The 12,204-nt window shown below is 65.2% G+C and carries 7 protein-coding genes; 2 read left to right on the forward strand and 5 right to left on the reverse strand.

Annotated features, from left to right (window positions below; translation table 11 throughout):
- Positions 1 to 64: 64 nt before the first annotated feature.
- Positions 65 to 310 (reverse strand): hypothetical protein, encoded by a 246-nt coding sequence (locus tag BKG76_RS10065; protein ID WP_070937524.1) that lies wholly within the window; start codon positions 308 to 310, stop codon positions 65 to 67.
- 96 nt (positions 311 to 406) lie between these two features.
- Here BKG76_RS10065 and BKG76_RS10070 point away from each other — a divergent pair, with 96 nt between their 5' ends.
- Together BKG76_RS10070 and BKG76_RS10075 are read left to right on the forward strand one after the other, a co-directional pair.
- Positions 407 to 1,381, forward strand: coding sequence for a cation diffusion facilitator family transporter (locus BKG76_RS10070; RefSeq protein ID WP_070937525.1), 975 nt, complete (start codon positions 407 to 409; stop codon positions 1,379 to 1,381).
- A 39-nt stretch (positions 1,382 to 1,420) separates the two neighbouring features.
- Complete coding sequence (locus BKG76_RS10075) at positions 1,421 to 1,834, forward strand: hypothetical protein (RefSeq protein ID WP_070937526.1); 414 nt, start codon at positions 1,421 to 1,423, stop codon at positions 1,832 to 1,834.
- Positions 1,835 to 1,918: 84 nt separating this feature from the next.
- On the opposite strand, the gene BKG76_RS10080 is transcribed toward BKG76_RS10075, so the two are convergent.
- The 4 genes from BKG76_RS10080 to culp6 form a co-directional block, all read right to left on the reverse strand.
- Positions 1,919 to 3,472: an acyl-CoA carboxylase subunit beta gene (locus BKG76_RS10080; RefSeq protein WP_070937527.1), complete on the reverse strand. Its 1,554-nt coding sequence runs from the start codon at positions 3,470 to 3,472 to the stop codon at positions 1,919 to 1,921.
- 14 nt (positions 3,473 to 3,486) lie between these two features.
- Positions 3,487 to 8,823 carry a polyketide synthase Pks13 gene (gene pks13 / locus BKG76_RS10085; protein ID WP_070937528.1) on the reverse strand — a complete coding sequence of 1,779 codons (5,337 nt, stop codon included), beginning with the start codon at positions 8,821 to 8,823 and terminating at the stop codon, positions 3,487 to 3,489.
- Positions 8,824 to 8,873: 50 nt separating this feature from the next.
- Positions 8,874 to 10,787 carry a long-chain-fatty-acid--AMP ligase FadD32 gene (fadD32, locus tag BKG76_RS10090; RefSeq protein ID WP_070937529.1) on the reverse strand — a complete coding sequence of 638 codons (1,914 nt, stop codon included), beginning with the start codon at positions 10,785 to 10,787 and terminating at the stop codon, positions 8,874 to 8,876.
- 338 nt (positions 10,788 to 11,125) lie between these two features.
- A complete protein-coding gene (culp6, locus tag BKG76_RS10095; protein WP_070937530.1) occupies positions 11,126 to 12,136 on the reverse strand; it encodes a carboxylesterase Culp6 in 1,011 nt (336 codons plus the stop codon).
- Positions 12,137 to 12,204 lie beyond the last annotated feature (68 nt).

Genomic DNA, 12,204 nt, shown 5'->3' on the forward strand with positions numbered 1-12,204 from the left:
CGGATTGTGTCGATTTCCGGCGCTATGTCGACACGATTCGCACACTCGAGAACGCCTAGCGAAATCAGTGGTGGCCGCGGCGGCGATAACCGTGGCCACCACCACCGAACAGTCCGCCCATGACGCCGCGGTAATCCTGGGGCGGCGCGGGCGGATACGGCTGCGCGGCCGGCGGCTGGTCGATATGCGCCGACGGCCCGAAGCGCGCGGCGCCGTCCACGAACTGCTGCAGACTCTCCTGCTCCAGCAGTACGGCGGCACATCCTGTGCATTGGAATGTGCGTACGCCAAACCATTTCGTCGAGAGCATCTGCGACTCACACTGGGGACACGTCAGGAGCTGAACGTTTGTCATAACAAATGCTAGCATGCATATGTTTGCATGAATGATTCAGAAGGAGCGGACATGGCTGCGGACACACACGAGCACGGATCCGGACACTCACATGGGCACGGGGTGAGCGCCAACGCCGATCGGAAATGGCTGACCATCGCCTTGATCCTGATCGGTGGCTTCATGGCGGTCGAGGTGGTCATCGGCGTCATCGCCCAATCACTGGCGCTGATCTCCGACGCCGGACACATGCTGACCGATGCGGCATCGATCGTGTTGGCACTCATCGCCATTCGACTCGCCTCGCGCCCTGCCCGCGGCAGCTACACCTACGGGCTCAAGCGGGCAGAGATCCTGTCGGCACAGGCCAACGGCGTGACCCTGTTCCTCCTCGCCGCCTTCTTCATCTATGAGGGCATCCGCCGACTGATCACTCCCCCCGAGGTCTCGGGTCTGCTGGTGTTCGTCACCGCGCTCGCGGGAATCGTCGTCAATGTCGCGGCGACCTGGTGCATCAGCAAGGCCAACCGTTCCAGCCTGAATGTCGAGGGCGCCTTCCAGCACATCCTCAACGATCTGTACGCCTTCATCGCCACCGCCATCGCCGGCGCCGTGGTGTGGCTGACCGGCTTCACCCGCGCTGATGCCATCGCCGCTCTCGTCGTCGCCGCGCTGATGCTCAAGGCGGGCTGGGGTCTGGTCCGCGAATCGGGACGGATCTTCCTGGAGGCCGCTCCCGTTGGTCTTGACCCCGACACCATCGGAGCTCAGCTCGCGTCCGTGGAATCCGTGACCGAGGTGCACGACCTACACATCTGGCAGATCACCTCCGGACAGCCCGCGCTGTCCGCGCACATCTTGGTGGTCCCCAATTCGGACTGCCACGGAATACGGCGTGAGATCGAGGAGTTACTCCATACGCGGTACGACATCGACCACACCACGTTGCAGGTCGACCACGAAGGCGCAGAGGCCTCTACGCATTGCCTCGACCCTCATGGAGAGCCATACCGGGCAGAGGACAACTCCTTGCCGAGCAAGGGGTAGGTATCTACTATCGGTTGTAGTAGACCAGCGGAGGTCACGATGGCAGAGTTAGCGACTCGAGCCGACGCGTTTCTGCGGACGGCCACCATCGCGTTCGTGATTGGTTGGGGCCTCGACGCCATCGACCACCTACGGCGCGGTTTCACAGCGGCACCGCCCAGTCTCACGTATCTCGCCGCCACCCACGCGGTTCTCATCGCGGTGGCTGTCACGATGATCCTGCGCCACCGCAAGCACGCCCCGGAGGCCACCGTGATAGTCGGCAGCGCCAGCGTTCTCGGATTGGGCTACGTACACCTCATGCCGACCTACTGGCCGGCGGTACAGGACAGCTTCGTCTCCGGGCCGCGCGTCGACGTCACCTGGTTCTCCTGGGTGACGGTGGTCATCTCGATCGGTGCCGCCATGGTGTGGGCCCACGCGGGCAGCCGCGCCCTCGTGCTGCGCGACTGACCGACCGCCCCAAGACGCGAACAGACGTAAAAGCCCCCGAGCACTCGGCGTGTCGGGGGCTTTTACGTTTGTTCGGCAGATTGATTAGATCGGCGTCAGACCGTGCTTGCGCTGCATCTTGCCGAAATTCTGCTTGTCCCGCAACAACTTCAGCGACTTGCGAATCAGCAAACGGGTCTGATGCGGCTCGATGACACCGTCGATGTAGCCACGCTCTGCGGCGATCCACGGCGTCGCCAAATTCTTGTTGTAACCCTCGATGAAGTCGGCACGGATCTTCTGCACCTCGGGCGCCGTCGGATCCGGGAAGCGCTTCACCAGCAGCTGCGCGGCGCCCTCGGCACCGATCACGGCGATACGCGCCGTCGGCCAGACGTAGTTCAGGTCGGCCGAGAGCTGTTTGGAACCCATCACGGCGTATCCGCCACCGTAGGCCTTGCGGGTAATGATGGTCACCTTCGGCACGTCGGCTTCCACCACGGCGTTGAAGAAGCGGCCACCCTTCTTGATGATGCCGTTCTTCTCCTCCGCCACACCGGGCAGGGCGCCGGGGGTGTCGACGACGAAGACCAACGGCAGGTTGTACGAGTCGCAGAACCGGATGAAGCTAGCCGCCTTGTCGGAGGCGTCGGTATCGACCGCTCCCGCCAACTGCATCGGCTGGTTTGCGACCACGCCCACCGGGTGCCCGTCGACGCGCGCGAACGCGGTGATCATGGCCGGGCCGCGCTGATCGGAGATCTCGAAGACATCGCCATCGTCGAAAATCCGCAGCAGGATCTCCATCATGTCGTAGCCCTGGTTGTCGCTATCAGGGATGAACGTGTCGAGGAACAGGTCATCCTCGGTGATCTCCGGTTCCAGGCCGGGGTTCACGATCGGCGGATAATCAAAGGTGTTGGACGGCAAGAAGCTCAGGTAGTCGCGCACATACTGGAACGCGGCCGCTTCGTCCTCGACGACCTTGTGGATGTTGCCACGCTGTGCCTGCACGTCGGCGCCGCCGAGCTCGTCGAAGCTCACATCCTCGCCGGTGACGTCCTTGATGACGTCGGGCCCGGTGATGAACATGTAGCCCTGATCGCGTACTGCGACCAGGAGATCGGTCTGAATCGGCGAATACACCGCACCACCGGCGCACTTGCCGAGAATGATCGAGATCTCCGGGACGTAGCCCCGCAGGAATTCATGGCGACGGCCCAGCTCGGCGTACCAGGCCAGCGAGGTGGCGGTGTCCTGGATGCGGGCACCCGCCGAGTCGTTGATGCCGATCACCGGGCAGCCGTTGGTGGCCGCCCATTCCATGAGCTTGGCGACCTTGCGGCCGAACATCTCGCCGACGCTGCCCTGATACACGGTCTGGTCGTGCGAGAAGACCGCGACCGGACGTCCGTCGATGCGACCCAAGCCGGTCACCACACCATCGGTGTACGGCGCGTTGGGATCGCCGGGCGTGCGGGCGAACCCATCGAGCTCCATGAAGCTGCCCTTGTCGAGCAGTGAGTCGATACGGGCCCGCGCGCTCGGGATGTTCTTCTTGTCGCGCCTGGCGATGGCCTTCGGATCGCCCGGCTCCTTGGTCAGGGCCATCCGCTCACGCAGGTCGGCAAGCTTCTCGGCGGTTGTGTGTGGTGGCACGGTGTTGACCTTTCCTAAGCCTGCTGGTCCGTGGTGGCGTTGATCGAACGCAGCGCCTGACTCATATGTGCACCGACCTTAGCGATGATCGGTTCGTCGATGATCTGGATGTGCTCCCCACCGACCGGAACCACCTCGAGGTCGGATACGAACTCGCCCCAGCCGCCGTCGGGCTGGCGGGTCGCGTACGCGGGCTCGAAGGTGATCGCATCATCGTGGTAACGATCGGCCATGTAGAGCGTCATATGCCCGTCGAAGGGCACCGGCGTCGACGTGTCGATGGCCCGTTGGTCCAGGTAGGACGTGCGCTGGTGCTCGATGATGCCGCCGGGGATCTCCACGCCGGCGGCCTTGACGGCCTCCAGCACAAACCGCACCTGTCCCTCGTCGTCGAGCTCCTCGAGCTGCTCGTAGGGAATCTCCGGGATCTGCACGTTGAACGTCTTCTCCGCGAATTTCGCGTAGCGATCCCAGCGCTTGCGCGTCTCCTCCGTGGTCGTCAGGATCGGCGTCCCGGGGCGTACCCCATCGATATTGCCGACCCACGCGACCTCGGCGCCGGCCTCCTTGAGACCGACCGCGCAGGCATACGCCAGCACCGCACCGAGTGACCATCCGGCGAGGATGAACGGGCCCTTGTGCAGCTCCATCAGCTTGGGCACGTACTGGGCGGCCCGCTCCTCGATGGTGCCCTCGACCCGCTCCAAGCCGAACATCGGTGTGCCCTCGGGGAGCCGCTTCAGCAGGGGCTCGTAGACCACCGTCGATCCACCCGCCGGGTGGAACACGAAGACAGGGACCGTCGTCGAACCCTCCGGCCTGGGGGCCAGGATTCGCACGAAGCCGTCGATCTTGCCCGCCTCCAGCCGGCTGCGAACCACCTCGCCCAGCGCCTCGATGGTCGGCGCGAGCTTGACCTCGTGGGCGCCGATCTCACCGTCGGCCCGCTGCGAAAGACGCTCCGCGAGTTTGGCCGCCGTCTCATCATCGATCTTCGGCAGCGCGTTGAAGATGCTGCCGGGCGACTCACCGGTGACGATGGCCCACGTCGCGAAGGCGACACGTTCGGCCGCATCACGCGGTGGCACATCGGCATTCAGCGCCTCGGCGATGGCTTCCTGGTTCATCGCGGCGGCGGCCTTGGCCAGCTCAGAGGTCTCCGCCGAAATGACCGGCTCCGCAGCGGGAGCGCTCTCGGCAAGGGCAGGCTCCTCGGCCGGCACGGACGCCTCCGCCGCACCCGCCGTCAGCGCCTTCTCCAGATCGGCCTTCGACAGGACACCGCCGGTCGGCGCGGCCTCCTTGAACTCGTCGGTCTGCTGGTAGTCGTGCAGCTCGTGCACGGCGTCGGGGTTCTCCAACGCGTAGATGACCAGCCGCTCGACGTCGAGCAGGTTGGCGTCGCGCACGGCCTGCAGCTGAATGGGCGGCAAGTCGAAGTCGAACTCGACACGGTTCTTGATGCGCACGGCCATCAACGAATCCAGCCCCAGCTCGATGAGCGGGACCTCACGCGGCACGTCCTCGGGCTCGTAACCCATGGCCAACGACACGATCGCGGCCAGACGCTCGATGACCGGCTCGCCGGACTCCTTGCTCCATTTCTTGAAGTCGGCACCCGCACCCGCGCCGGAGAGCAGGTTGTCGTGAATCTCTTCGGGCACCTCGTCCGCCACGACCGCGACCGCCTGCGACGGCGCCGTCGCCGAACCGTTGGTGGCGACACCCGCAGCGGTCGCGAACGGCAGTGCGCCGCCCTGACCGGCCCGGGATACCACCGCGTCGTAGACGAGGGTGAACGATTCGCCGATGCGGGCGTGCACCTGCACGGTGGCCCCGCCCGGGTGCCGCGACAGCGTGGTCACGAGCGTGGAACCCTCGCCCGGGATCGCCCGCTGCTCGAACGCTGTGAGCTGGGCATCCGGAAGGACCGTTACCGCAGCCGCTTTCACCAACTCGGGGAGAAGAGCCGAAACACCGCTCGCGTCCGATGTCGCCGGCGTTGCGGCTCCGAGGCTCCATTCCCACACATGTTTGCCATCGGGCAGCGATACGTGGGTACCGGGGATCCGGGTTGCGCCATCAACGCTGAAATGCGCGGGGAGCCAATGCTCCTTGCGCTTGAACTCGGTCGGAGGAATCGGCGCGTAATCCGCCGACCTGGTTGCCGCGGTGAACAGCGTCCGCGGGTCCAGGCTGTGGCCGTACACATAGAGCTGCGCCATGGTCTTGACCATGGACTCGACCTCGTCCTCCTTACGGGCGAGAGTCGCGATCAGCTGCGCGTCGGGCAGTCCCGATGACATGGTGGTGAGCCCAACCTGCATGAGCGCCACCGGATTCGGTGCCAGTTCCAGGAAGGTGGTGTATCCGGCATCCACGGCGTTACGGGTGCCATGGGTGAAGTACACCGAATGCCGCATCCCCTTCTTCCAGTAGTCGACATCGTGCACGGGGTCACCGCCTGGGCGGATGAACGTGCCCTCGTTCACCGTCGAGAAGATCCCGATCTTCGGAGCCATCGGCTCGATCCCCTGCAGTTCGGCCGCGAACTCACCGAGCAGCGGGTCCATCTGCGAGGTATGACCGGCACCCTTGGTCTGCAGCTTGCGCGCGAACTTGCCCTCGGCCTCGCAACGGGCCACGATCGCGTCGACCTGCGCCGGCGGACCACCGATGACGGTCTGCGACGGCGCGGCGTACACGCACACCTCGAGGTCCGGGAAGTCGGCGAACACCGTCTTGAGTTCGTCGGCCGAGTACTCGACCAGCGCCATCAGCCGGATGTAGTCGCCGAACAGCATCGCCTCGCCCTCACCCATCAGGTGCGCGCGCGAGCAGATGACGCGCGTGGCGTCGGCCAACGACAGCCCACCCGCGAAGTAAGCCGACGCTGGCTCGCCCAGCGATTGCCCGATCACCGCGGTGGGTTTGGCACCATGCGCCTTGAGTACCTCACCCAGCCCGATTTGGATCGCGAAGATGGCGATGTTGCTGGTTTCGATGCCGTACTCGTGCGAGTCGTCCAGGATCAGTTCGACGACGGAGTAACCACGCTCGTCCTGCACGTACGCGTCGACCTTGTCGATCCACTCCGCGAAGATCGGATCGCGCAGGTACAGGCTCTTGCCCATCTTGCGGTGCTGCGCACCGAAACCGGCCATCACCCACACCGCACCGCTGGTCACGGGACCATCCACGGAGTAGACGTACGGCTTCTGCTTGCCCTCGGCGACAGCGCGCAGACCCTTGATGGCCTGGTCGAAATCGTGGGCGAGCACCACGGCGCGCGAGCGCCCATGGTTGCGCCGGGACAGCGATCGTCCGATGGATTCCAGCGAGTAGGACTGGCCCTCTTCGGATTCCATCCAGTCCGCCAGCGCGGCCGCGGCAGCCTTCTTACGGGAGGATAGGAAGCCCGAGATGAAAAGCGGGATAACGGGAGTCACCGGCTCTTCGGCAGAAAGCGCGGCCAGCGCCTCCTCTTTGAGGCGCTTGGCCTCGTCGGTCAGCCCGGGCAGTTCTTGCGACCCATCGGAGTAACCGCCCATGAACTCGCCATACTCGTCGAAACGAGATGCGTCGAAATCAGTGCTTTCTTCGGTATCTGCCTCTGCCCCAGCGTGTTTGCCGTTGACATCGGAATCTGCGTCCACGTCGGACTCGGACGGCTCACTGGGTTCCACCAGGTCGATCGGCAGCACCTCACGCACCACGATGTGGGCGTTGGCGCCGCCGAAACCGAATCCGGAGACACCGGCGATGGCGTGCCCGCTGTAGCGCGGCCAGTCGGAGACCTGGTCGACAACCTTCAGGTGAATCGCGTCGAAGTCGATGTACGGGTTGGGGCCGGTGTAGTTGATCGACGGCGGAACCTTGTTGTTCTGCAGGGCCAGCACGATCTTCGACAGGCTCGCGGCGCCGGCCGCGGACTCCAGGTGCCCGAAGTTCGACTTGGCCGAGCCCAGCAGTGCCGGCTTATCGGCGTCACGACCACGGCCCACCACCCGGCCCAGGCCGTCGGCCTCGATCGGATCACCGAGGATGGTGCCGGTGCCGTGCGCCTCGATGACGTCGACAGTGCGGGGATCGATACCGGCGTCCTTGTAGGCCTTGCGTAGCACCTCGGCCTGGGCGTCGGGGTTTGGCGCGAGCAGACCATTGGACCGGCCATCGTGGTTGACCGCGGACCCGGCGATGATCGCCATGATCGGGTCACCATCGCGGCGCGCATCGGAGAGGCGCTTGAGCACCAGCATGCCGCCGCCCTCGGAACGGCTGTAGCCGTTGGCATCCTGCGAGAAGGACTTGATGCGGCCGTCCGGGGCCAACACGCCGCCGACTTCGTCGAAACCGACCGTCACGAGCGGTGTGATGAGCGCGTTGACGCCACCGGCCAAGACCACATCGGCCTCACCGGAGCGCAGGGCCTTCACGCCCTGGTGCACCGCGACGAGCGAGGAAGAACATGCGGTGTCGACGGCGACGCTGGGGCCGCGGAAGTCGAAGAAGTACGAAACCCGGTTGGCGATAATCGAACTCGCGTTGCCGGTGATGGCGTACGGGTGCATGACGGTCGGGTCGGCCACCGAGAGGTAACCGTAGTCATTGTTGGAGCTGCCGATGTAGACACCGACGCTGTCGCCCTTGAGACTCGACGCCGGGATCCGCGCGTTCTCCAGCGCCTCCCACGTGAGTTCGAGGGCCATCCGCTGCTGCGGATCGATATTGTCGGCCTCCATCTTGGAGAGCGTGAAGAACTCGGCGTCGAATCCCTTGATGTCCTTGAGGTATCCGCCACGGGTGGCGGCTTGCGCCACGCGCTCGGCGATTCGCGGTTCACTGGTGAACTCTTCCCAGCGCCCCTCGGGCAGGTCGGTGATCGCGTCGCGGCCCTCCAACAGCGCCTCCCACAGCTGCGCCGGGGTATTGACATCACCGGGCAGACGGGTGGCAAGACCGATCACCGCGATATCGAATTCGCCTGTGGCAGCTTTGGGATCGCGCGACCAGTCCTCGTCGCCGGCGTCCGGCAACTCCGGCTCGCCCTCGATGATGCGGGTGGCCAGTGACTCGATCGTGGGGTGCTGGAAGGCCACGGTCGCCGTCAATGTGACCCCGGTGAGGTCCTCGATATCGGCCGCCATCGCCACCGCGTCACGCGAGGAGAGACCCATCTCGACCATCGGCGCCGAATCGTCGATGCGATCGGGGCTTACTCCGGTGGCCGCGGCGATCCAGTTGCGCAGCCACTCACGCATCTCGGCAACGGTCAGTTGGGCACCACTCTCCGGTACCGCCACCTCCGGAGCCTTGGTCTCTGGTGTCGAATCCTGTTGCGTATCAGTCATTTTCGAGGCCTATCTCCGGGTATCGGATGGCGGCGGCGATACTCGATCGCCTACTGCCGGTCGTCGGGGAATGCGGTCTGCTGGTAGCCGCCGCGCAGGCTGCCGTCCAAATAGCTGGTCCGGGCGGCACGCCGGGCGATCTTGCCGCTGGAGGTCCGCGCGATAGAGCCGGCCGGAACCAGCAGTACATCGCGCACCGTCACACCGTGGCGCACCGCGACTGCGGCGCGCACATCGTCGCCCACCGCCTGGTTATCCGACTTGTGGGCGCCCACGCTGCGCTCACCGATGACGACCAGCTGCTCGGAGGAGTCCTCCGGGTCGTACTTCAGGCCGGCATGCGGATTGTCGAAGACAACCTGCGGCAGCTGGTTGGCCGGCACCGAGAACGCGGCGACGTATCCCGGACGCAGTGCCTTGTTGGCTTCCTGCGCGGTGAACTCCACATCCTGCGGGTAGTGGTTACGCCCGTCCACGATGATGAGGTCCTTGACGCGGCCGGTGATGTACAGCTCGCCGTCCACCCATACGCCGAGGTCGCCGGTGTTGAGCCAGTTGGCGTCGTCCGGCACGCCCTCGGCGTGCGACGCGGAGATCCGCGACTTGAGAGTGTTCTGGAACGCCTCGCGGGTTTCCTCCGGGCGGCCCCAGTAGCCGGAGCCAATGTTGTTGCCGTGCAGCCAGATCTCACCGATCTGACCGTCGGGCAATTCAGAGGCGGTCTCACCGTCCACGATGACGCCCCACTCGTCGCGGGCCATCCGCCCGCTGGACACCTGGGTCACCGAGTTCTCGGCACCCGGCTCCACCTGCACGATGCGCCCGGCGTTCAGCTCGGTGCGATCCACGTGCAGCACGCGCGCCCTGTCCGTGTTCCAGATGGTCGAGGTGACGAACAGCGTGGCCTCGGCCATGCCGTAGGACGGGTGAATGGCCCTGGGGTCGAAACCATAGGGTTCGAAGGCGTCGCAGAACTTCTTGATCGAGGCCGTCGACACCGGCTCGGAACCGTTGATGATCGAGTACACGTTCGACAGGTCCAGCGGCGGCTCGCCCTCTTTGGGCACACCACGCAGCGCGCAATGCTCGAAGGCGAAGTTGGGCAGCGCCGAGAAGCTTCCCGAGCGGTCGTCACCCTTGACCGCCATTTCCCGCAGCCAGCGCAGCGGGCGGCGAATAAACGCCGCCGGACTCATCACCGTCATGTGCTCGCCGATCATGGACGGCACCATCACCGTGATCAGGCCCATGTCGTGGAAGAACGGCAGCCAGGTGGTCCCCCGGTGACCGGGCTGGCCATCCTTGCCTTCCTGCTGCGACAACGCGTCGACCAACTGCAGCAGGTTGGTGGCCAGCGACAGGTGGGTGATCTGCACACCGGCCGGGGCGCGGGTCGAGCCGGAGGTGTACTGCAGGTAGGCGATGGTGTCCTTGGTAGCCACCGGCTCCACCCAGGTCTGCCCCACGTCCGCCGGAATGGCATCGACGGCGATCACACGGGGGCGTTCTTTGGGTGGACGGTTCCGGAAGAACTTCCGTACACCCTCGGCGCATTCGGTCGTCGTGAGCACCGCGGACGGTTGGCAGTCGTCGAGCACCGCATGGAGACGGCCCGCATGGCCGGCCTCGCTGGGATCGAACAAGGGCACCGAAATCGCGCCGGCATAGAGGGCGCCGAAGTGCGCGACCAGGTAGTCGAGGCTCTGCGGCGCCAAGATGGCGACACGGTCGCCCGGCTTGGTCACCTGCTGCAGGCGGGCCGCGACCGCGCGGTTGCGTGCGCCGAACTCCGACCAGGTGATGTCGATATAGGCGCCGTCGCGCTCTGTGGAGAAATCGAGGAACCGGTACGCCAGGCTGTCGCCCTGCGACTCCGCCCACCCTTCGACGTGACCAACGATGCTCCCGTCCTCGGGGAACTTGATGTGGCCCGCCGAATCGAGGAACGGATTGTCGAACGCCATGTGTGCTTCTCTCCTCTGACAGCGCATGGTGCGCGTTTCGCGGGCCTGAACAGTTCGTGCACGCCGATATGACATCGGGGCGAACGTCAAATCCTCGATGATCGTACCGAGAGGCAATCGCGTACTACGGCAGCTCAGGCGGCCATTCGCGACGAGATTATCGGTCGGCGGCGGCCAGCCAAAATCACTCAGTCCCGCGAACGGCTTACAGTCTTATTTTTCTCTTAATCTTAGGTGAGCGTACCGCGCCCGCCAAATATCTAGGCGGCCTGTTGTGAAGATGACATCAACGCTTGTCGGAGACCTCATCCCGAGCGCATGGTCTTCACGCAAGACGCTCATCCGTGCTTCGGGTGGGGCGCGTTCTCAATGAGCCCCTCAGCCCAGTTGGTGGTCCATTCCGTCGCGGGCCGGCCGTCGATCTGCCAGAACTCTGGGGTGGCGTACAGCGCGTGCACGGGGGCGCCGGCGCCACCGGAGAGGATGTCCAGCGTCTTGCCCAGGTTCGAGATGTTGAACGCGTCCGGGGGCGCCGCGCAGATCAGGTCCCCGGTCCCGCAGATCTGGTTGGTGCGGTCGTTGAGCTCACCGAATCCGCCGGGACGCGGACCCGACATCTTCAGCCCGAATGAATCCAGCACCCCGAGATCGCCGAGAGTGACCTCGGCCCCCTGCCCGGGCGGGTTGGGTCCGGGCGACTGTCCGATCCCATCCTGACGACGACCGTCCGCGATCAACGTCACGCCCAGCACCAGGTCCTGGTCGACGGGACCCTGGCCGTTGCCGATCTGATTGGCGATGTCACCGGCGATCACCGCGCCCTGCGAGAAACCGACGATGACGTAGCTGGTGAGCGGGCACCGGTCGTACATCTCGGTGAGCTCCTTGACCGCCCGATCGGTCCCTTCCTTACGGCTGTCGTTGTACGACATCTGGTTGTCGTTGGCGAACGGGTTGTGGAACTGGGCGGTGTAAGGCACCGTCCACGTCTGCAACCGGGCCTTGTCGAACTTCTCGGTGATGGGCCGGGACACGTTCAGCAGCAGCGAGCGCGGGAACTGCGTCGGGTTGAGCGGATCATCGGTCGTCGACGACTCCCAGGTGCCCGGAATGATGAGCGCCTGCACATCGGGGCAATCAGCGCTCTGCGAGGCCGGCCTGGGCTTCTGGCCGGGGCGAGTCACCGCCGGTGTCGTCGTCACGGGCACCTGGGCGCCCGGCGTGACATCGTCAGGCCTGCGGACGATGACGACGACGATCGCGATCACCAGAATGACGACGACGGCGACGGCCAGCGCCGCGGCCAAACCGAGAATCCGGTGCCGTTTACTGTTCGAGCTCTTGGGCATGTGTCTCCTGGCCGTTCTTGACGTGCGGTCTCGCAGCGTGCACTAGCTTGCTCCAAGGTACCGGCAAC

Origin of the sequence: Mycobacteroides franklinii (genome assembly GCF_001853795.1) — a bacterium.
Classification (GTDB): domain Bacteria; phylum Actinomycetota; class Actinomycetes; order Mycobacteriales; family Mycobacteriaceae; genus Mycobacterium; species Mycobacterium franklinii.

What these genes read in the sequence shown, in the direction of transcription:
- pks13 (WP_070937528.1), bottom strand. Translation starts at nt 8,823, where the DNA reads ATGACTGATACGCAACAGGATTCGACACCAGAGACCAAGGCTCCGGAG.
- fadD32 (WP_070937529.1), bottom strand. Translation starts at nt 10,787, where the DNA reads ATGGCGTTCGACAATCCGTTCCTCGATTCGGCGGGCCACATCAAGTTC.
- culp6 (WP_070937530.1), bottom strand. Translation starts at nt 12,136, where the DNA reads ATGCCCAAGAGCTCGAACAGTAAACGGCACCGGATTCTCGGTTTGGCC.
- BKG76_RS10075 (WP_070937526.1), top strand. Translation starts at nt 1,421, where the DNA reads ATGGCAGAGTTAGCGACTCGAGCCGACGCGTTTCTGCGGACGGCCACC.
- BKG76_RS10065 (WP_070937524.1), bottom strand. Translation starts at nt 310, where the DNA reads ATGCTCTCGACGAAATGGTTTGGCGTACGCACATTCCAATGCACAGGA.
- BKG76_RS10070 (WP_070937525.1), top strand. Translation starts at nt 407, where the DNA reads ATGGCTGCGGACACACACGAGCACGGATCCGGACACTCACATGGGCAC.